The following is a 19,319-nucleotide window of genomic DNA, read 5'->3' on the forward strand; positions in this document are numbered from 1 at the left end:
ATGACGGATGAGGACGGACGAGGGGGTACTACCTGGCCGACTGCGCGCACTCCTGGCGATAGGCCTCTTCCAGCCGCTTGCGATCAGGCGCGCGTTCCAGCGTGGAATAGGTGCGGCCATCCGCCGTGGTCACGGACGACTTGCCCTGTTCCCACTGCTGCGGCTCCTTGGACAGGCCGTTGATCTGGTCCAGCAGTTGCCGGCAATGCTCGCGTTGCGAGACGCCCGGCGTGGCACCTTCGCCGTTGAGCGTCGCCGTGGCCGGGTCGAGCATGCGCGGGGGCGGCGGCGCGATCATCGGCGTGCCCGGGTCGATCGGCGGCGTCTGCGCCCATGCCATGCCCGCTGTCATCAACAACCCAAACCCCACACCCCACGCTACGAAAAACCTCTTCACCAGGAAACTCCGGAAACTGCCGGCGATGCACGCATGCATCGCCATGATGATAAAAAACACCGGCCCGCGCGCCCGGCAACGGCGATCCGCGCGCTATGCGCTAGCGGTCCTTGCCGTTGCCATCGCCATTGCGGCCGGTACGGTTGCGCAGCAGCTCGAGCTTGAGCAGTGCGTCCGCAAGCATACTCTTAAGACGCGCGTTCTCCTGCTGCAACTGGCGCATGCGGCGCCCGTCCGGCACATCGGACTCGCGTGCCGGGCCGTACTTCGCACGCCATCCGTAGAACGACGCATCGCTGAAACCATAGCGCGCGCAGAGTTCCCGCACGGGCACCCCACTGGCGGCCTCGGCCAGGTACATGCGGATCTGCTCCTCCGAATAGCGTCTGTTCATCCGAATGCCTCCGCTTGCACCAAGCGCTCGCCCCGCGCATGCACGCGGCCAGCCCACCCTGCCGGTAAGGTAGCCCAATGCCCGGGCAAAAGGAATTCAGTGTCTTTGCAGCGCGAGTTAAGCAAATTAACGACCCGGCCGCGTGCCCCGCGTGGTCCGAGTCCGTGTCAGGCGTGTCCGATGTTGACAGGGAAATGGCGCAAATTTCGGTATTCCAAATTGGACAAATTCATGTCATCACTCACTGCCGGACAGCCGCTTCAAACCCGTCGGACATTGCTGGCTCACACTTGCAAACGCCGGTCACGCGGGTCGGCCATCGCCCTGCAAGGCGCGCCAGGCACGGCTTTCGCGTTGTCTGATTGTCCGGACATAAGGCCCGATATGCATCCCTGCTGTGTCAGGAATCGAACCGAGTTCCTAGTAGTTTGCTAAATGATGTATTAAGATTCCTCGGCACCAACTAAATTTCGAAACGCCTGCAAAGAGTGACACTGCGCGCTCTCGGACAGGCGACTATCGGCGCGGATTTCATTGCCGCCGCCAACCGGCCTGAGGAAGAAGGGGACCACTGCTAACGTCACGTGCCATGCAACGCTTCGGCGTCGCGCGGCGAACCCGTGGCATGCACTGCAGATTTCGGTAACCCGGGCGACTCTTGACCACTTTGCAATTCCCCGCCCTCTAGCAGTTCATAAGTCCTGGCAGTTTCGGCTTGGTCCGGCACGGGGGTGCCGACGCGCTTTCAAGCCGCGACCACACAGGCAGGAAGTCGCAACTTCCTTAGTGCCCACAAAAAATAAAACCAACAATCTGGATCGGGAGAAGTCAGCATGCGGCACGTCAGCACCAAGCTTTTGCACGTCTTTGTCCTGTTGATGGAATATCGGGACCTCAACGCGGTGGCCGCCTGTACCCAGGGCCGTGTCCCCACCGTGGCCTATAGCCTTGCGCGGCTGCGCGAGATCACCGGCGACGCGCTGTTCGTCAAGCGCAATGGCACGTTGGAGCCAACGCCCCATGCGCTGCGGCTCGAGCATACTGCCAGGCAGATTCTCGCCAAATGGAATCTGCTCGTGCGTCCGCTCGCCGAAAGCGCGCAACCGGGCCCCAGCGGACGTCGTATTTCCATTGGTTTTTCATCGTCGATTGGCGATCCGGTCATCACCGAGATCCTCAGCACGCTGTGCGAGCAATTCCCGCAAGACAGTTTTGTGACCCGGCCGGTCATTGCCGATGCCTCCCTGGCCGGCAGCCTGGATACCGGTCAGCTCGATTGCGCCTTCGTGGTGGATGGCGCCACCGTGCCAGACGGCGTGATGCCGCACAGCATCCTCGCCACGCCGCGCCGGCTGGTCAGTGCGGCGCGCGCCCATGGCCCCGACGACGCGGAGAGCGACTGGATCCTGCTGCAGGAAGACTGCGAGGCCGGCAGCCCGCTGCGGGCGTTCCTGGCGCGGCAGGCCAATACGCCGGGGCATCGGGAGACTGTGGTGCCGTCGTGGCACACGCAGATCACCCTGCTGCACGCGGCCGGCGGCATCTGCCCGGTACTCGACTTCAACGTGCCGCTGGTCACGCGCGACCGCAAGACGCGCCTGCTGGCGCCGCCGGGCAGTTTCCCGGGCTGGGCCTCGCTCCAGTTCTGGACCGCCGAGCAAACCCCGGACCGCGTGGCGATGCGCGACATCATGGACGTGGGCGCCGCCGTGCTACGGGACCCCATCCGCGCCATCGAGAACCGCCGGCAGGGCCGGCCAGAGCCGCGCCGCCTGGCGGTGGCCTGACGCTCCTCCCCCGGCGCCCCGGCGCCGGGACACCCTCCGTGACACCCTCGGACCCCGCGCGGTAACCGCCGCGCGGGGTCTTTCCTTTCCGGCCAACCCCTGCCGCGCAAGTCCCGGCTCTCAGCCGCCTGCATTTTCCGAATCGTCTCAAATCATTTGCGCAGGAGTCCGCATTAATCTCAGCGGGCATTGACGTGCGCCGGGTCGTATCCCGTTTGGTCCGCGCGCACGCGTGCACGCAGTTGCCTGCGTGTTTGCGCCGCACGCCCTCCCGCGTGCGGCGCCTTTTTTCACGCCTGCCAAAAGTCGTATCGGACCCATGTGCACAGGAGGCATTGGATGACATTGAGGATTTTGCTGGCCGACGACCATCCCGTCATTACGGCGGCAATCCGCGCGTGCTTGCAGACACAGACGGGTTGGGAAGTCTGCGGGGAAGTGGCAAGCGCAACAGAACTGCATCAACAGGTGGAAATTCTGCAGCCCGACGTGGTGGTCACGGACTACCACATGCCCGGCCCGGCCGAACTGGACGGCGTGCGGCTGATCACCAGCCTGCGGCGGCGCTACCCCGCGCTGTCGATCATCGTGCTGACGATGATCACCAATCCACTGGTCCTGCGCACGATCCTGGACGCGCACGTCCATGGCCTGCTGCTCAAGGATTGCCCATTGACCGAGATCGTCACCGCCATCGCGCGGGCGCAGCGCGGCTTCACCTACATCGGCAAGTCCGCGCTGCGCGCGTTGGCGCCCACCGAGCTGCGCACCATGCTGCCGTGCGGGCGAAATGGCGTGCAGCGCCTGTCCGCGCGCGAAACCGAGGTCCTGCGGCTGTACCTGACCGGGCGCACGGTCACGGAGATCGCCGCCACGCTGTGCCGCAGCGTGAAGACCATCAGCCGGCAAAAGAACTGCGCGATGCACAAGCTCGGCGTCAGCAACGACCGCGAACTGTTCGAATGCGCGGCGCTGCAGGGCGTCGTCCTGCCCCTGGGGCGAAACTGAGACAACACTGAGTCCAAACTGAAGCAAGACCGAAGCAAAACCGAAGCAAAACCGAAGCCATTGCCATCGCGGCCGCTCGCTATAATCGATTTCGCCGTAGGACACCGTTGTCATGCGCCACCTACCGACATGCCCGAACACCATCCCGCCACAACTGCCACAACCACCCCGCCGCCCGTCGGCACCCCCGGCACCCCCGGCCGCGCCGTGCCCGCCCTGCTCGTGGCCGCCCCGGCTTCCGGGCAAGGCAAGACCACCGTCACGGCCGCGCTGGCCCGGCTGCATGCCCGCCAGGGCCGCACCGTCCGCGTATTCAAGACTGGCCCGGACTTCCTCGACCCGACGCTGCTGGCGGCGGCCAGCGGCGCGCCGGTGCATTCGATCGATCTCTGGATGACGGGCGAGGCCGACGCGCGCGCGCGGCTGGCCGAGGCGGCGGAAGTGGCCGACCTGATCCTCGTGGAAGGCGTGATGGGCCTGCACGACGGCACGCCGAGCAGCGCCGACGTGGCGCGGCGCTTCGGCCTGCCGGTGCTGGCCGTGATCCAGGCCGGCGCCATGGCGCAGACCTTCGGCGCGCTGGCCTACGGGCTGGCGCACTATGGGGCGCCGCTGCCGCCAATGCGCGTACTGGCCAACGGGGTCGGCACGGCGCGCCACGCCGACCTGCTGCGCGAAAGCCTGCCGGCGGACATCGGCTGGGCCGGTGCGCTGGCGCGCGACGCGGCGGCGAGCCTGCCCGAGCGCCATCTGGGCCTGTTCAGCGCCGACGAACTGCCAGACCTGATCGAGCGCCTCGACCGCATGGCCGACGCGCTGGAAGCCTTGCCGATCGGCCAGTTGCCGCCCGCTGTGCCCTTCCCGGCGCCAGCGCCGCCGGCTGCGCCCGGCCCGCGCCCGCTGGCACATAAGACCGTGGCGATTGCCCGCGACGACGCGTTTCGCTTTATCTATCCCGCCAATGTGGACACGCTGTTCGCGCTCGGCGCCGATGTGGTGTGGTTCTCGCCGCTGCGCGACCGCGCGCTGCCCGCGTGCGACGCGCTGTGGCTGCCCGGCGGCTATCCGGAGCTGCACGGCGCCACGCTCGCGGCCAATGCCGACATGCGCACGGCACTGCGGCGCGCCCATGCGGACGGCCTGCCGATACTGGCCGAGTGCGGCGGCATGATGGCGCTGTTCGATACGTTGGTAGACAAGGAAGGCGTCAGCCACCAGATGGCCGGCCTGTTGCCGGGCACAGTGACGATGCAGCGGCGGCTTGCCGCCATCGGCCACCAGTCCGTAACGTTTCCGGGTCTGCCGGACAAACCCGGAGAACCCCTGCGCGGCCACACCTTCCACTATTCGAAGACCGATTCGCCGCTGGCGCCGGCGGTGCGGGCGGTGTCCCCGCGCGATGGCGCGCCGGGCGAGGCGGTCTACCAGACCGGCTCGCTCACGGCGTCATATGTGCATCTGTATTTCCCGACCAACCCGCTGGCCATTGCGGCGCTGCTGGGCGGGAAGGTGGGATAGCGGGATAGCGGGATAGCGGAAGGATGGGGGACCGGCTCAGGCGGCGTCGCGCTCGGCCACGGTGCGGGCCGCGGCATCGGCAATGCCCGCCTCGAGCTGCGCCAGACCCTTGGAGAGGTTGTGCATGGTCGTCTCGGACACATCGGCCAGCACGTCCTGGAGGAAGGTCGAGCGGCGCGGCAGGGCCTGCTCGACGATATCGCGCCCGAGCGGGGTCAGCGTGACATTGGTCATGCGATTGTCGCGCTCGCTCGTGGTGCGTTCGATCCAGCCCAGTTCCTGCAACGCCTTCAACTGGCGAGTGAGGGCGCCGGGGTCCATGCCGACGCGGTCCGCCAGCGGCTTTTGCGCGATGGGGCCATCGTGGCCATGCAGCGCGGACAAGATGCGCCAGCGCGGCAGCGGATGGCCGATGCGCTGCTCGAACGCCGCCGCATAGGCGCGGTAAGTGCGTCCAAACTGTTGCAGTACGGCCAGGCTTTGTCGCTCCAGTTCCACTCCGAATCTCCTTTAGGCGGACGCTTGCATCCGCGGGGGCGCCGTGATCTCAGGCGGATCAGTCGGCTGCCATCGCGGGCTCCTGCACCCGCGTCAGCTTCACCGGCGGGACCCGGCGTACGCGCCAGAGCCCCACCAGGGCCGCAATCGCCGCCACGAGCAAGCCAAGATGGATGGCCCCGACGAGCGATTGGCGCGCATGCTCGAGCAGCAGGGCTCCATTGTGCCCTGCCTCCTGAAGGTTGGTCAGCAATTCTGCTTGCGCGACCTTGTCGATCAGGATCTGGGGGTCGGTCATCCGCCCGGCCCAGTCCGACGCGCCGGCCGCCTGCAACGCACGCTCCACGCCTCCGGTATAGCTGCGCGTCACCATCGTGCCAACCAGCGCGGTGCCGACCATGCCGCCTACCATCCGCAACGATTGCAACATCGCTGTTGCAATGCCGAGGTGGGCGCGGCCGGCCGTCTGCTGGGCGAACACAGTCAGGTTCGGCAGCACGAAGCCGAGCCCGAGGCCGGCCAGCAGCATGGTCCCAAGCAGCACCATGTGATGCATGCCGCGCGTGGCCTGCGACAAACCGAGGCAGGCGAGCGCCAGCAGCGCGAATCCCGCATAAAGCATGCTGTTCGGCACCGGAATGCGCGTGATGATGCGGCCATTGAGAATGCTGCCGATGGTGATGCAGACCACCATCGGCGTCACCAGCAGTCCGGCCTCCTTCGGCGAATAGCCAAACCCGCCCTGGAACAGCAGCGGCGCGTAGAGCAGCAGCGCGAACATCGCAAACCCGCCCAGCACGCCAAGTACGAACAGCGAGGCCAGCGCCGGATTGCGGAACATGTCGAGCGGCAGCAGGGGGTCCGCCGCGCGGTGCGACCACTGCCAGAGGCCGACGAACGACGCCACGGACAGCACGGCCAGGCCAATCGTCACGATATCCAGCCCGCGCTCCGGCAGCCATTCCACCGAGAGCTGGAGGCAGCCGAGCCCCGCCGCGATCAGCAGCGCGCCCAGCCAGTCCACGCGAATCGGCCCCTTGTGCGCCTGATGGCGCAGATGCGGCAGGTAGCGCCACGCGAACAGCAGGCCGAGCAGGCCCACCGGCACATTGATATAGAACACCGCGCGCCAGCCATACCATTCGGTCAGCACGCCACCCATGGACGGGCCGATGGCATTGGCGAGCCCGAATGCGGTGCTCATCATCACCTGCCAGCGCAGGCGCACGTGCGGGTCCGGGAACAGATCGGGAATACAGGCGAAGGCGGTGCCCACGAGCATGCCGCCGCCAATGCCCTGCAGGGCGCGCGCCGCCACGAGGAACGGCATGCTGGGCGCCATGCCGCACAGCACCGAGGCCACCAGGAAGACCACGATCGACACCAGCACAAAGGGCTTGCGGCCGTAGTAGTCGCCCAGCCGGCCGAAGATCGGCACGGTGACGACCGACGTCAGCAGGTAGGCCGTGGCGACCCAGGCGTAGTACTCGAAGCCCTGCAGTTCGGCGACCACCGTCGGCAGCGCGGTGGCCACCACGGTCTGGTCCAGCGCCACGAGCATCACCACGAAGGCGATGCCGATCATCGCCAGCAGCGATTCCCGGAACGGCAGGATTTGCCCGTTGCCGGACGTATGTGGAGCGCCCTGCCCTTCTTGCGACGCGGAAGTCATTCTATTGCCCGATCAATCGTTGTGCGGTCAATGATTATAGGTCGAAATTTCCTTAATTTGCAGGGCGGAACGTACGAGCGCCCCGTTGCTTCGATTTGATATTTCGACTACATTCGAAATATGGAATCTTCTCAAGTCATTGAAGCGCTTGCCGCTCTCGCCCATGCCTCCCGGCTGGCGGTGTTCCGCGCGCTGGTCCAGGCCGGGCCGGAGGGCCTGCCCGCCGGGCAGATCGCCACACTGCTGGATGTGCCGGCCTCGTCGCTTTCCTTCCATCTGAAGGAGTTGCACCGGGCCGGCCTCGCCAACAGCCGGCAGGCCGGACGGTCGGTCATCTACACCGCCCGCTACGAAACCATGAACGACCTGATCGGCTTCCTCACCGAGAACTGCTGCGGCGGCAACCCGTGCGGGCCGACGGCGGCTTGCGCCACCCCGCCGTTGCAGGGAGCCGAAGGATGAGCAGCCCGGACATTGCAGCGCCAGCCCGAGCCGCCTCCGCGCCCGCCATAGGATTCTTTGAACGCTATCTCACCGTCTGGGTGGCGTTGTGCATCGTGGTCGGCATCGCGCTCGGCCAGATGCTGCCCGGCGCGTTCCAGGCCATCGGACGCATGGAGTACGCGCAGGTCAACCTGCCCGTGGGCGTGCTGATCTGGGTGATGATCATCCCGATGCTGCTGAAGATCGATTTCACGGCGCTGGGGCAGGTGAAATCGCACTGGCGCGGCATCGGCGTGACGCTGTTTATCAACTGGGCCGTCAAGCCGTTCTCGATGGCGCTGCTGGGCTGGCTGTTCGTGCGGCACCTGTTCGCGCCGCTGCTGCCCGTCGATCAGCTGGACAGCTATGTGGCCGGCCTGATCCTGCTGGCGGCTGCGCCATGCACGGCGATGGTGTTCGTCTGGAGCCAGCTCTGCAAAGGCGATCCGTATTTCACGCTGTCGCAGGTGGCGCTGAACGACGCCATCATGGTCGTGGCCTTCGCGCCGGTGGTAGCGCTGCTGCTCGGCCTGTCGTCGATCACGGTGCCGTGGGACACCCTGCTGACCTCGGTCGGCCTGTACATCGTGGTGCCGGTGGTCATCGCGCAGATCGCGCGAAAGCTGCTGCTGGCGCGCGGCGCGGCGCACTTCCAGCGCGTGCTCCGACACCTTGGCCCCTACTCTATTAGTGCGCTGCTGCTGACCCTGGTGCTGCTGTTCGCCTTCCAGGGCAAGGCGATCATCGACCAGCCGATGGTCATCGCGCTGCTGGCGGTGCCGATCCTGATCCAGGTCTTCTTCAATTCCGGTCTCGCCTACCTGCTCAATCGCCGGCTTGGCGTGGCGCACTGCGTGGCGGGGCCGTCCAGCCTGATCGGCGCGAGTAACTTCTTTGAACTGGCCGTGGCCACGGCGATCAGCCTGTTCGGCTTCCAGTCCGGCGCGGCGCTGGCTACGGTGGTCGGCGTGCTGATCGAGGTGCCGGTCATGCTGCTGGTCGTCCACATCGTCAACCGCTCGCAGCGGTGGTACGAGGCCAAGCTCCCCTGAGGAACCAAGATGATTGTCACGATTTATCACAATCCTGATTGCGGCACGTCCCGCAACACGCTGGCGATGATCCGCAATGCCGGGATCGAGCCGCAAGTCATCGAATATCTGCACACGCCGCCGTCGCGGGCGCAGTTGCAGGCCATGATCGGACAAGCCGGGCTGACCGTGCGCGAGGCGATTCGCGAAAAGGGCACGCCCTACGCCGCGCTGGGGCTGGCCGATCCGGCATTGACGGATGACCAGTTGCTTGACGCCATGCTCGCCCATCCCATCCTGATCAACCGCCCGTTCGTCGTGACCGACCTCGGCGTGCGGCTGTGCCGGCCGTCTGAACTTGTGCTCGATATCCTGCCGTCGCCGCAGCAAAGCCCGTTCACCAAGGAGGATGGCGAGGTGGTCATCGACGCGCAGGGCCGGAGGGTGGGTCCATGACGATTGCCTTGCCCAATGTCGTGCCGGCGCTGCTGGAGACGCCCGACGTCCAGAAGCTCGAGCCCACGCGGGTCAGCACCCATCCGCCCCGCATCCTGCTGCTCTATGGCTCGCTGCGCGAGACGTCCTACAGCCGGCTCCTGACGCTGGAAGCCGAACGCATCCTCCGCCACTTCGGCGCCGAGACGCGCGTGTTCGATCCGAGCGGCCTGCCGGTCACTGACAGCGTGCCCGCCGATCACCCCAAGGTGGTGGAACTGCGCGAGCTGTCCGCATGGTCGGAAGGCCAGGTCTGGTGCAGCCCCGAGCGCCACGGCACGCTGACCGCGGTGTTCAAGAACCAGATCGACTGGCTGCCGCTGGAAAGCGCCGGCATCCGCCCTACGCAGGGCCGCACGCTGGCGGTCATGCAGGTCTGCGGCGGATCGCAGTCGTTCAACGCCGTCAACGCGCTGCGCGTGCTGGGCCGCTGGATGCGTATGGTGACGATTCCCAACCAGTCCTCCGTGGCCAAGGCGTACCAGGAATTCGACGACGCCGGGCGCATGAAGCCGTCCGCCTACTACGACCGCGCGGTCGACGTCATGGAGGAGCTGTACAAGTTCACGCTGCTGATCCGGGACCGCTCCGACTACCTGACCGACCGCTACAGCGAGCGCAAGGACGCTGCGCCGTCCCGGGCGGCGGCGCTGGCGGCAGCGGCGATGGACCACGAGCGCCAAGCGGCTGCGGGCGACACCGACGAAGGCGAAGTCGAATAAGGCCAACCATGACCGACGTACCGAATGGCAGCCTCGTGGCACGGCTCGGGGCTGCACAGACGCTCGCCTGGGCATCCTCTTACTATCTAGTGGCCATGCTCGCGGTGCCGATGGCGCGCGACACCGGCGTGTCGGTGCCGACGGTCTTCGCGGCGTTCAGCGCCGCGCTGGTGGTCTCGGCGCTGCTCGGCCCCTACGCGGGCCGGCTGATCGACCGGCTGGGCGGACGGCCGGTGCTGATGGCCACCAGCCTCGTCTTCGCGGCCGGCCTGGCGGGGCTCGGCCTGGCCCGGGAAAGCGTGGGACTGTTCCTGGCGTGGCTCGTCATCGGCATCGGCATGGGCAGCGGGCTCTACGAAGCGGCGTTCGCCACGCTGGTGCGCCTGTACGGCACGCGCTCGCGCAATGCGATCACTGGCATCACGCTGATCGCCGGCTTTGCCAGCACCGTGGGATGGCCGCTGTCGTCCTGGCTGGAGAGCCACTATGGCTGGCGCGTGGCCTGTCTGGTCTGGGCCGCCTTGCACCTGACGGTGGGCCTCGCGCTCAATGCGAGCCTGCCGCGCGCGGGGGCCGATCCGGCGCCCCCATCCACGGCACCCGCAGCCGGCAAACCGGCGGCGCCCGGACCGGCGTCGGGCGCGCCGGCCACCTGGGTACTGGCCTTCGTGTTCGCGGCGACGTGGTTCATCAGCACGGCCATGGCCGCGCACCTGCCGCGGCTGTTGCAGGCCGGCGGCGCCACGTTGGCGACGGCCGTGCTCGTCGGCGCGCTGATCGGGCCGTCGCAGGTTGGCGCCCGGCTGCTGGAGTTCGGATTGCTGCGCAAGGTTCATCCGCTGCTGTCGGCACGGCTGGCGGCGGCCCTGCACCCGATCGGCGCGGCGGCCTTCATGGTCGCGGGCGCGCCGGCCGCCACGCTGTTCGGGGTGCTGCACGGCGCCGGCAACGGCATCCTGACCATCGCCAAGGGCACGCTGCCGCTCGTCATCTTCGGGCCGCAGGGGTATGGGCATCGGCAGGGTGTGCTGATGGTGCCGGCGCGCATCGCGCAGGCGCTGGCACCGTGGCTGTTCGGGCTCTGTATCGACGTCTGGGGTGCACAGGCGCTCTGGGTCTCGGGCGGGCTGGGGCTGGCGGCCAGCGCGGCCCTGTTCGCCATCCAGTCGGCGCCTATCCACCAGGGCGCGCCGGCCCCGGCGGCGGAATAGCGCCTAATATGGGGAGGAGCCGCAACTACCGGAGCCTCCCATGCATCCTGTCACGCTGATTGGCGCGCCCACCGATGTCGGTGCCAGCATTCGCGGTACGTCGATGGGGCCCGAGGCCCTGCGCGTGGCCGATATTGCCGGGGCGCTGGCGCGCAACGGACTGCAGGTGACCGACTTCGGCAACCTCAGCGGCCCGGGCAACCCCGGCCAGCTTCCCGTCGACGGCATGCGCCACCTGCAGGAAGTGCTGGCGTGGAACCAGTTGGTGTTCGACACCGCCTATGCCTGCTTCGCCAGCGGCCAGATGCCGCTGTTGATGGGCGGCGACCACTGCCTGGCCATCGGCTCGATCAGCGCCGCTGCGCGCCACTGCCGCGAGACCGGCAAGCGGCTGCTGGTGCTGTGGCTCGATGCCCACGCGGATGCCAACACCGGCAGCACCAGCCCCACGGGCAATATCCACGGCATGCCGGTGGCCTGCCTGTGCGGCGACGGCCCTGCGCCGCTGACCGCCCTGAGCGGCGTCACGCCGGCCATGTCGGCCCAGTCGATCCGCCAGGTGGGCATCCGCAGCGTGGATGCCGGGGAGAAGCTGCGCCTGCGCGAGCTGGGGCTGACGGTCTACGACATGCGTTATATCGACGAAAACGGCATGCGTCAGACGATGGAGCAGGCGCTCGCCGGCATCGACGCGAATACGCATCTGCATGTCAGCTTCGATGTGGATTTTCTGGATGCGCAGATCGCGCCGGGGGTGGGTACGCCAGTACGCGGCGGGCCGACGTATCGGGAGGCGCATCTGGCGCTGGAGATGATCGAGGATACCGGGGCGCTGGGGTCGCTCGATGTGCTGGAGCTGAACCCGGCCCGGGACGTCCACAATCAGACGGCCGAGCTGGTGGTGGACCTGCTGGAAAGCTTGTTCGGGAAGTCGACGCTGTAGCAGCGCTGGCTTGGGCTCCCCTCTCCCGCAAGCAGGAGAGGGGAGAACGTCTTCAGCCGCCCTTCGCCTGCGCCGTCACCTCGTTCCACCCACCGCCCAGCGCCTTGTACAGGTTGACCTCGCTGGTCAGCTGGTTGAGGCGCGAGTCGATCAGCACCTGTTGCTGCGCGTACAACTGGCGTTGTGCGTCGAGCAGCGTCAGGTAGTTGTCCACCCCGGTACGATAACGACCCTCGGCGAGCTGGAAGTAGTCCCGGCTCGCCTCGACCAGGCGCACCTGCGCCTGGAGCTGCTCCGTGTACGTGCCGCGCGCCGCCAGCCCGTCCGCCACTTCGCGGAAGGCCGACTGCACGGTCTGCTCGTACGTCGCCACGTTGATGTCCTTCTGGATCCGCGCGTAATCCAGGCTGGCGCTCAGGCTGCCCGCCGTGAAGATCGGCAAGTTGATCTGCGGCGAGAACAGCCACGTGCCCGAACCAGCATCGAACAGCCCCGACAACTGGCGGCTCGCCGTGCCCGCCGAGGCGGTCAGCGAGATGCTCGGGAAGAACGCCGCGCGCGCCGCGCCGATATCGGCGTTGGCCGACAGCAGGCGGTGCTCGGCGGCGAGGATGTCCGGGCGGTTCTGGAGCAGGTCAGACGGCAAACCCGCCGGCACGTCCGCCACCAGCTTGCCATCCAGCGGCAGCCCTTCGGGCAGGTCCGCCGGCAGGCTCGCGCCGAGGAGCAGCGTCAGCGCATTGGTGTCCTGCGCCACCAGCCGCGTATAGCGGCTCAGCGAGGCCCGGGCGTTTTCCACCTGGGTCTGCGACTGGCGCAGGTCCAGCCGCGAGGAAATGCCTTCCTCGTAGCTGCGGCGCGTGAGGTTGTAGGTCCGCTCGTAGGTCACCAGCGTCTCGCGCGTCAGCTTCAGCTGCGCCTCGTCGGCGCGCAGCGTCAGGTAGGCGTTGGCGACGCTGGCCACCAGCGCGATATGCGTGCTGCGCTGGGCTTCGTCGCTGGCGAAGTACTGCTCCAGCGCTGCCTGGCTCAGGCTGCGCAGCCGGCCGAACAGGTCGATTTCCCACACGGTGGTGCCCAGCGACACGCCATACGAACTGCTGATGACCCGCTGGCCCGTGCTGGAGAGGTCGGCCGGCACGCGCTGCCGCGTGCCCTGCGCCGCCACGCCCACCTGCGGGAACAGGTCCGCGCGCTGGATGCGGTACTGCGCGCGGTACGCCTCCACGTTCAGGGCCGCCACGCGCAGGTTGCGGTTGTTCTGCAGCGCGACGTCGATCAGCCGCTGCAGGCGCGGATCGGCGAAGTAGTCGCGCCAGCCCAGTTCCGCGGCCGGTGGCACCTGGCCGGCGCCGTTGGCGGCCGGGTAGGCTTCGCCCTGCGGATAGGCGGCTTCCACCGGCGCCGCCGGACGCTCGTAGGTCGGGATCAGGCTGCACCCCGCGAGCGCCGCGCTAGCGGCGACGGCCATGCTGATTAGCGTTTGTCTCATGCTTTGGCCTCCTTTTCGAGGGAGGAGGAATCGTGCTTCTCGCGGCGCTCCTTGAGCGCGTTCACCACCACGAAGAACAGCGGCACCCAGAAGATGGCCAGCACCGTGGCCGTGAGCATGCCGCCGATCACGCCGGTACCGATGGCGTGCTGGCTGCCCGAGCCGGCGCCTTGCGACACCGCCAGCGGGAACACGCCGAGAATGAACGCGAGCGAGGTCATGATGATCGGCCGCAGGCGCATCCGGCACGCCTCCACGGCCGCATCGACCAGGCTCTTGCCCTGCTCGTGCAGTTCCTTGGCGAATTCCACGATCAGGATCGCGTTCTTGGCGGACAGGCCGATGGTCGTCAGCAGGCCGACCTGGAAGAACACGTCGTTGGACAAGCCCCGGCCGATCGTCGCCAGCAGCGCGCCGACCACGCCGAGCGGCACCACCAGCATCACCGAGAACGGAATCGCCCAGCTTTCATACAGCGCGGCGAGGCACAGGAACACCACCAGCAGGGACAGCGCGTAGAGCGCCGGCGCCTGCGAGCCCGACAGCCGCTCTTCGTACGACAGGCCGGTCCACGAGTAGGCAATGCCCTGCGGCATCTGCTTCATGATGGCCTCCACCGCCGCCATGGCCTCGCCGGAGCTCTTGCCCGCCGCCGGTTCGCCCAGGATTTCCACCGCCGGCACGCCGTTGTAGCGCTGGAGCTTGGGCGAGCCATAGCCCCACTTGCCGGTGGCGAAGGTCGAGAACGCCACCATGTCGCCCTTGTCGTTACGCACGAACCACTTGTCCAGATCCTCCGGATTCATGCGCGCGTTGGGGCGACCCTGCAGGTAGACGCGCTTCACGCGACCACGGTCGATGAAGTCGTTCACGTAGCTGGAGCCCCAGGCGATGGAGATGGTGCTGTTGATGTCCGCCAGCGACACGCCTTGCGCGCGGGCGCGCTCGTCGTCGATCTCTAGCTGGTACTGCGGCTCGTCGTTCAGCCCGTTCGGGCGCACGCGTTGCAGCGCCGGGTCCTTGGCGGCCAGCGACAGGAACTTGTTGCGGGCTTCCATCAGCGCGTCATGCCCCAGACCGGCCTGGTCCTGCATGTAGAAGTCGAAGCCGGTGGCGTTGCCCAGCTCCTGCACCGCCGGCGGCGCAAAGGCGAAGGCCAGCGAGTCCCGGAAGGTGCTGAACTTGGCCTGGGCGCGCTTGGTGAGGTCGAACACGCTGGTGGCGTCGCCCTCGCGCTCCTTGAACGGCTTGAGCAGGATGAACGCCAGGCCCGAACTCTGGCCGCGGCCGGCGAAGTTGAAGCCGTTCACGGTGAAGAGCGAGCTGACGATCTTGCCCTCGTCATTGAGCAGGTAGTTCCGCATCTGGTCGAGCACCGCCTGCGTGCGCTCCGCCGTGGCGCCGGCCGGGGTCTGCACCTGGGCGTAGAGCACGCCCTGGTCTTCTTCCGGCAGGAACGAGGTGGGGATGCGCGTGAACAGGAAGGCCATGCCCGCCACGATCAGCACGTAGATGATCAGGTAGGGCACGCGCCGCTTCAGGATGCCGACCACGCTGCGCTCATAGCGCTGCGTGGAGCGGATGAAGCTGCGGTTGAACCAGCCGAAGAAGCCCTTCTTGTGCTCGCCGTGGTCGCCCTTCTCGATCGGCTTGAGCATGGTCGCGCACAGCGCCGGGGTCAAGATCAGCGCCACCAGCACCGAGAGCACCATCGCCGAGACGATCGTGATCGAGAACTGGCGGTAGATCACGCCCGTGGAGCCGCCGAAGAACGCCATCGGCAGGAACACCGCCGACAGCACCAGCGCGATGCCGACCAGTGCGCCCTGGATCTGCCCCATCGACTTCCGGGCGGCCTCCTTCGGCCCCAGCCCCTCCTCGGACATCACCCGCTCGACGTTCTCCACCACCACGATGGCATCGTCCACCAGCAGGCCGATGGCCAGCACCATGCCGAACATCGTCAGGGTGTTGATCGAGTAGCCGAACGCCGCCAGCACGCCAAACGTGCCCAGCAGCACCACCGGCACGGCGATCGTCGGGATCAGCGTGGCGCGGAAGTTCTGCAGGAACAGGTACATCACCAGGAACACGAGCACGATGGCTTCGAGCAGCGTCTTCACCACTTCGTGGATCGAATCGGCGATGACTGGCGTCGTGTCGTACGGGAACACCACCTGCATGCCCGCCGGGAACGACGGCTCGAGCTGGTTCAGCGTGGCGCGGATGGCCTTCACCGTATCCAGCGCGTTGGCGCCCGAGGCCAGCCGGATGGCGATACCCGAAGCCGGGCGGCCGTTGTACTGCGCGTTGATGTTGTAGTCCTGGCCACCCAGGCCCACGTCGGCCACGTCCTTGAGGCGCACCTGCGAGCCGTCCGGATTGACCTTCAGCAGGATGTTGCCGAACTGCTCGGCGGTCTGGAGACGGGTCTTGCCGATCACCGACGCATTGAGCTGCTGCCCGCGCACGGCCGGCAGGCCGCCCAGCTGGCCGGAGGCCACCTGCACGTTCTGCGCCTTGATGGCAGTGCTCACGTCCAGCGGCGCCAGCTGGTAGCTGTTGAGCTTGGCCGGGTCCAGCCAGATGCGCATGGCGTACTGCGAGCCGAACACCTGGAAGTCACCCACGCCAGCGGTCCGCGAGATCGGATCCTGGAGGTTCGAGACGATGTAGTTCGACAGATCCTCCCGCGTCTGGCTGGGGTCGGTCGACACCAGGCCGACGATGACCAGGAAGTTCCGCACGGACTTGGTCACGCGAATACCCTGCTGCTGCACTTCCTGCGGCAGGAGCGGCGTGGCCAGGGCGAGCTTGTTCTGGACCTGCACCTGGGCGATGTCCGGGCTGGTGCCCTGCTCGAACGTCACGGTGATGGTCATGCTGCCGTCGGAGTTCGACTCCGACGAGATGTAGCGCAGCTTGTCCAGCCCGTTCATCTGCTGTTCGATGACCTGCACCACGGTGTCCTGCACGGTCTGCGCGGACGCACCCGGGTAGTTCACCGAAATGGCGATGGTCGGCGGGGCGATGGCCGGGTACTGGTTGATAGGCAGCGACCGGATGGCCAACCCCCCTGCCAGCATGATGACCAGCGCGATCACCCAGGCAAAGATCGGCCGGTCGATGAAGAAATTAGACATGGCGATTCCTCATGCGTCGGTCCCGGTCAGGACTTGGCCGCGCCGGGCGCGGAAGCGGCGGCCGGGGCCGAGGCGGCATTGGGGGCCGTAGCGGCGGTGGCGGTGGCGCTGGCCTCGGTGGCCTTGACCTTGGCGCCGGGGCGCACGAACTGGAGGCCTTCCACGATGACCCGGTCGCCGGCTTTCAGGCCGTCCGTGACCAGCCACTTGTCGCCAATGGTCCGGTCGGTCTTCAGCACGCGCTGCTCGACTTCATTGTTGGCGTTCACCACCAGCGAGGTGGCCTGGCCCTTGAGGTCACGCGTGACGCCGCGCTGCGGCGCCAGGATGGCCGAGGTCTTCACGCCTTCGGCCAGCCGCGCGTGCACGAACATGCCCGGGAGCAGTTCGTGGCGCGGGTTCGGGAACACCGCGCGCAGCGTGACCGAGCCGGTGCTCGGGTCCACGGACACTTCGGAGAACTCCAGCCGGCCTGCTTCCTTATAGGTGCTGCCATCCTCGAGCATCAGCATCACCTTGGCAGCGTTGGCGCCGGCGGCCTGGAGCCGGCCGTCGGCCAGTTCGCGCCGCAGCCGCAGCAGCGTGGTGGACGGTTGCGTCACATCCACGTAGATGGGGTCCAGCTGCTGCACGGTGGTCAGCGCGGTGGCCTGGCCATTGGTGACCAGCGCCCCCTCGGTGACCACCGAGCGGCCGATGCGGCCCGAAATCGGGGACAGCACCTTGGTGTAGCGCAGGTTGATATGGGCACGGTCCGCCGTCGACTGGGCCTGCAGGTAGGCAGCCTTGGCTTCGTCGTGCTGCTGCTTGCTGACCGCTTCCTCGCCCACCAGGCGCCCGTAGCGCTCCGCGAGCAGGCGCGACGACGCCAGCGTGGCATCGGCGCTCTTGGCCGTGGCTTCGTAGGTAGCCGGGTCGATCTGGTACAGCTGCTGGCCCTGCTTGACGTCGGAGCCTTCCACGAACAGCCGCTTCAGGATGATGCCGTCCACCTGCGGGCGGACTTCGGCGATCCGGAAGGCCGTGGTCCGGCCGGGCAGCGACGAGTCGAGTGTCACGGTCTCGTCCTTCAGCGTCACGACCTTTACTTCCGGCGTCTGGGCTGCGGGCGGCTTGTTTTCCTTGCCGCAGGCGGCAAGGACCGTGACGGCGATGGCCAGCATGCCCGGAATCAAAGCACGCCTGGCGCGCATTGCTTGCATAGCGATTTCCTCGAGGATGAAACGGAATGTTGTGGCCTGGCCCCGTAGACCAGGCGGGCGCCACGGCGCAGCGCGTGGACGCAAGTGGCGTGCCGGGTCGCCGGCACGAAATTCGGTCGTCGGGTTCAGCGGATTGTCGCCATGGGCCCCTGCTTTCGCCATTTGCTGGCCTGGAGGAAAACACAAGACCGGCCGCGCCGCGCGCGCGTGTCCGGCCGCAGGGGGTTCGTGGAACCGCCCTGCTCCCCGTATTCTGAAATGTCCTGCACGTTCCTTCGCTTGTCCGGTTCACCGTGCTTCGCGCCAGCCCGTGCGTCGATCTGAACGTCGCGCTACGTCTTGCCGGCCGCCACAATAATCGGTTTTCCCGATGCCTGCTGGCGGCGCATTGCCACGGTAATGTCTGCACCGCACGGCGGCACCCTTTGTATCAGGGTAAAGACAACCGTCTCCTCCAGGGAAGCCGTCGCCGTCGTGATGCAATGCAGCATTCGGCCAATGGGATTGCAACTAGTTCCATAGCCGAATGACGAGATGCGCGTCATCGTACCAGCTTGAAGAAGAATCTGGATGACAGGACTTGCCGTGTAATGCACTGAAATACACGGCGGGTGAGTACCGATAGCGGCCTTCAGTGGATTATGGCGCACTTTTGTGACGCTCACGCATCCGACTGCGCCTTGCCGCCTCAATAAGAAACGCCCCCGTTTTACCGGGGGCGTTTCTTATTGGGGTCTGATCAACGATCAGGCGCCATCAAGATAGCGATTCCGCTCGCCGATGGGCCGGCCAAGATTCGGCGTGGTCCAGCGCATGTCGCCCTGATAGGCGGCGCTGCCATAGCTGCGATTGATCGTGGTCGTCGCGCCCGGCACCAGATCGTACTTTTGCGAAGGCATCTGCATCTGCTGCTGTTGCTGCGGAGCCAGATCCTGTCGCGTCGGTTGCGCCGCGCCCTGCGAGTACGGGTCGAACTTGTCGCCCGCGCGCGCGCCGCTGGTCGAGGGGTCGACCGGCGTGGACGTAACACCGCCCTGCGTGTAGGGGTCACGCGGGCCCGGCGTCATCTGCGCGAGCGCCGACACCGACATTAGCGCCAGCGCCCCGGCGGCCAACACCCTGCTGGCTCGCATCGTCTTCATCGTCTTCATGGCTTACCTCCACATGGCAAATCGATTGCGGCGGGAGGAAATCACCACCGCTTCCCTTCATGAGGTAGCGAAAGCCGTGCCGGTCCCGCACGTGCGGTGCCGGGCGCCCTGGGGGCCGCGTGCCGGCTAGGGAGCGCTCCGGAATTACAACCGATGGGTAAGGCCTGCACTG

The 19,319-nt window shown here is 67.0% G+C and carries 18 protein-coding genes; 9 read left to right on the top strand and 9 right to left on the bottom strand.

Annotated elements, in window-relative coordinates:
- Nucleotides 1–28: 28 nt before the first annotated feature.
- Both AC1DP9_RS10540 and AC1DP9_RS10545 read right to left on the bottom strand, forming a co-directional pair.
- Entirely contained in the window at nucleotides 29–340 is a 312-nt protein-coding gene (locus tag AC1DP9_RS10540) for a hypothetical protein (RefSeq protein ID WP_441593690.1), read from the bottom strand.
- A gap of 157 nt (nucleotides 341–497) precedes the next feature.
- Entirely contained in the window at nucleotides 498–791 is a 294-nt protein-coding gene (locus AC1DP9_RS10545) for a transposase (protein WP_092294449.1), read from the bottom strand.
- 833 nt (nucleotides 792–1,624) lie between these two features.
- Here AC1DP9_RS10545 and AC1DP9_RS10550 point away from each other — a divergent pair.
- From AC1DP9_RS10550 to AC1DP9_RS10560, 3 genes are all read left to right on the top strand, one after another.
- Nucleotides 1,625–2,578, top strand: a complete 954-nt coding sequence (locus AC1DP9_RS10550; protein WP_477107292.1) for a LysR substrate-binding domain-containing protein — start codon at nucleotides 1,625–1,627, stop codon at nucleotides 2,576–2,578.
- A 339-nt stretch (nucleotides 2,579–2,917) separates the two neighbouring features.
- Nucleotides 2,918–3,586: a response regulator gene (locus AC1DP9_RS10555; RefSeq protein ID WP_092294445.1), complete on the top strand. Its 669-nt coding sequence runs from the start codon at nucleotides 2,918–2,920 to the stop codon at nucleotides 3,584–3,586.
- A gap of 129 nt (nucleotides 3,587–3,715) precedes the next feature.
- Nucleotides 3,716–5,104, top strand: a complete 1,389-nt coding sequence (locus AC1DP9_RS10560; protein ID WP_477107293.1) for a cobyrinate a,c-diamide synthase — start codon at nucleotides 3,716–3,718, stop codon at nucleotides 5,102–5,104.
- A gap of 36 nt (nucleotides 5,105–5,140) precedes the next feature.
- Here the strand turns inward: AC1DP9_RS10560 and AC1DP9_RS10565 are convergent, their stop codons facing one another.
- Entirely contained in the window at nucleotides 5,141–5,602 is a 462-nt protein-coding gene (locus AC1DP9_RS10565) for a MarR family winged helix-turn-helix transcriptional regulator (RefSeq protein WP_092294441.1), read from the bottom strand.
- A 58-nt stretch (nucleotides 5,603–5,660) separates the two neighbouring features.
- Complete coding sequence (locus AC1DP9_RS10570; protein ID WP_477107294.1) at nucleotides 5,661–7,274, bottom strand: MFS transporter; 1,614 nt, start codon at nucleotides 7,272–7,274, stop codon at nucleotides 5,661–5,663.
- 120 nt (nucleotides 7,275–7,394) lie between these two features.
- Here AC1DP9_RS10570 and AC1DP9_RS10575 point away from each other — a divergent pair, with 120 nt between their 5' ends.
- From AC1DP9_RS10575 to rocF, 6 genes are read left to right on the top strand one after another with little or no spacing between them, the layout of a single operon-like run.
- Nucleotides 7,395–7,736 carry an ArsR/SmtB family transcription factor gene (locus tag AC1DP9_RS10575; RefSeq protein ID WP_477107295.1) on the top strand — a complete coding sequence of 114 codons (342 nt, stop codon included), beginning with the start codon at nucleotides 7,395–7,397 and terminating at the stop codon, nucleotides 7,734–7,736.
- Nucleotides 7,733–8,809 carry an ACR3 family arsenite efflux transporter gene (arsB, locus tag AC1DP9_RS10580; RefSeq protein WP_477107296.1) on the top strand — a complete coding sequence of 359 codons (1,077 nt, stop codon included), beginning with the start codon at nucleotides 7,733–7,735 and terminating at the stop codon, nucleotides 8,807–8,809. The genes AC1DP9_RS10575 and arsB overlap by 4 nt, the downstream gene beginning before the upstream one ends.
- A 9-nt stretch (nucleotides 8,810–8,818) precedes the next feature.
- Nucleotides 8,819–9,244, top strand: coding sequence for an arsenate reductase (glutaredoxin) (gene arsC, locus AC1DP9_RS10585; protein ID WP_092294433.1), 426 nt, complete (start codon nucleotides 8,819–8,821; stop codon nucleotides 9,242–9,244).
- Entirely contained in the window at nucleotides 9,241–10,005 is a 765-nt protein-coding gene (gene arsH / locus AC1DP9_RS10590) for an arsenical resistance protein ArsH (RefSeq protein ID WP_477107297.1), read from the top strand. The genes arsC and arsH overlap by 4 nt, the downstream gene beginning before the upstream one ends.
- Nucleotides 10,006–10,013: 8 nt before the next feature.
- The gene (locus AC1DP9_RS10595) at nucleotides 10,014–11,216 is read left to right on the top strand and encodes an MFS transporter (protein ID WP_092294429.1); all 1,203 of its coding nucleotides are present in this window, start codon (nucleotides 10,014–10,016) and stop codon (nucleotides 11,214–11,216) included.
- 40 nt (nucleotides 11,217–11,256) lie between these two features.
- On the top strand, nucleotides 11,257–12,159 hold the full coding sequence (rocF, locus tag AC1DP9_RS10600) for an arginase (RefSeq protein WP_477107298.1): 903 nt from the start codon (nucleotides 11,257–11,259) through the stop codon (nucleotides 12,157–12,159).
- Between the two features lie 52 nt (nucleotides 12,160–12,211).
- Here the strand turns inward: rocF and AC1DP9_RS10605 are convergent, their stop codons facing one another.
- The 5 genes from AC1DP9_RS10605 to AC1DP9_RS10625 all read right to left on the bottom strand — a co-directional run bounded on the left by AC1DP9_RS10605 (nucleotide 12,212) and on the right by AC1DP9_RS10625 (nucleotide 19,147).
- Nucleotides 12,212–13,651 carry an AdeC/AdeK/OprM family multidrug efflux complex outer membrane factor gene (locus AC1DP9_RS10605; RefSeq protein WP_441593694.1) on the bottom strand — a complete coding sequence of 480 codons (1,440 nt, stop codon included), beginning with the start codon at nucleotides 13,649–13,651 and terminating at the stop codon, nucleotides 12,212–12,214.
- Nucleotides 13,648–16,794 carry an efflux RND transporter permease subunit gene (locus AC1DP9_RS10610; RefSeq protein WP_477107299.1) on the bottom strand — a complete coding sequence of 1,049 codons (3,147 nt, stop codon included), beginning with the start codon at nucleotides 16,792–16,794 and terminating at the stop codon, nucleotides 13,648–13,650. The genes AC1DP9_RS10605 and AC1DP9_RS10610 overlap by 4 nt, the downstream gene beginning before the upstream one ends.
- Before the next feature lie 26 nt (nucleotides 16,795–16,820).
- A complete protein-coding gene (locus tag AC1DP9_RS10615) occupies nucleotides 16,821–17,996 on the bottom strand; it encodes an efflux RND transporter periplasmic adaptor subunit (RefSeq protein ID WP_477107300.1) in 1,176 nt (391 codons plus the stop codon).
- A gap of 332 nt (nucleotides 17,997–18,328) precedes the next feature.
- A complete protein-coding gene (locus AC1DP9_RS10620) occupies nucleotides 18,329–18,661 on the bottom strand; it encodes a hypothetical protein (protein ID WP_477107301.1) in 333 nt (110 codons plus the stop codon).
- An 81-nt stretch (nucleotides 18,662–18,742) separates the two neighbouring features.
- On the bottom strand, nucleotides 18,743–19,147 hold the full coding sequence (locus AC1DP9_RS10625) for an endonuclease (protein ID WP_477107302.1): 405 nt from the start codon (nucleotides 19,145–19,147) through the stop codon (nucleotides 18,743–18,745).
- Nucleotides 19,148–19,319 lie beyond the last annotated feature (172 nt).

It is taken from the genome of Cupriavidus sp. 01L43, assembly GCF_056399925.1.

What these genes read in the sequence shown, in the direction of transcription:
- AC1DP9_RS10540 (WP_441593690.1), bottom strand. Translation starts at nt 340, where the DNA reads ATGGCATGGGCGCAGACGCCGCCGATCGACCCGGGCACGCCGATGATC.
- AC1DP9_RS10545 (WP_092294449.1), bottom strand. Translation starts at nt 791, where the DNA reads ATGAACAGACGCTATTCGGAGGAGCAGATCCGCATGTACCTGGCCGAG.
- AC1DP9_RS10550 (WP_477107292.1), top strand. Translation starts at nt 1,625, where the DNA reads ATGCGGCACGTCAGCACCAAGCTTTTGCACGTCTTTGTCCTGTTGATG.
- AC1DP9_RS10555 (WP_092294445.1), top strand. Translation starts at nt 2,918, where the DNA reads ATGACATTGAGGATTTTGCTGGCCGACGACCATCCCGTCATTACGGCG.
- AC1DP9_RS10560 (WP_477107293.1), top strand. Translation starts at nt 3,716, where the DNA reads ATGCCCGAACACCATCCCGCCACAACTGCCACAACCACCCCGCCGCCC.
- AC1DP9_RS10570 (WP_477107294.1), bottom strand. Translation starts at nt 7,274, where the DNA reads ATGACTTCCGCGTCGCAAGAAGGGCAGGGCGCTCCACATACGTCCGGC.
- AC1DP9_RS10575 (WP_477107295.1), top strand. Translation starts at nt 7,395, where the DNA reads ATGGAATCTTCTCAAGTCATTGAAGCGCTTGCCGCTCTCGCCCATGCC.
- arsB (WP_477107296.1), top strand. Translation starts at nt 7,733, where the DNA reads ATGAGCAGCCCGGACATTGCAGCGCCAGCCCGAGCCGCCTCCGCGCCC.
- arsC (WP_092294433.1), top strand. Translation starts at nt 8,819, where the DNA reads ATGATTGTCACGATTTATCACAATCCTGATTGCGGCACGTCCCGCAAC.
- arsH (WP_477107297.1), top strand. Translation starts at nt 9,241, where the DNA reads ATGACGATTGCCTTGCCCAATGTCGTGCCGGCGCTGCTGGAGACGCCC.
- AC1DP9_RS10595 (WP_092294429.1), top strand. Translation starts at nt 10,014, where the DNA reads ATGACCGACGTACCGAATGGCAGCCTCGTGGCACGGCTCGGGGCTGCA.
- rocF (WP_477107298.1), top strand. Translation starts at nt 11,257, where the DNA reads ATGCATCCTGTCACGCTGATTGGCGCGCCCACCGATGTCGGTGCCAGC.
- AC1DP9_RS10605 (WP_441593694.1), bottom strand. Translation starts at nt 13,651, where the DNA reads ATGAGACAAACGCTAATCAGCATGGCCGTCGCCGCTAGCGCGGCGCTC.
- AC1DP9_RS10610 (WP_477107299.1), bottom strand. Translation starts at nt 16,794, where the DNA reads ATGTCTAATTTCTTCATCGACCGGCCGATCTTTGCCTGGGTGATCGCG.
- AC1DP9_RS10615 (WP_477107300.1), bottom strand. Translation starts at nt 17,996, where the DNA reads ATGCAAGCAATGCGCGCCAGGCGTGCTTTGATTCCGGGCATGCTGGCC.
- AC1DP9_RS10625 (WP_477107302.1), bottom strand. Translation starts at nt 19,147, where the DNA reads ATGAAGACGATGAAGACGATGCGAGCCAGCAGGGTGTTGGCCGCCGGG.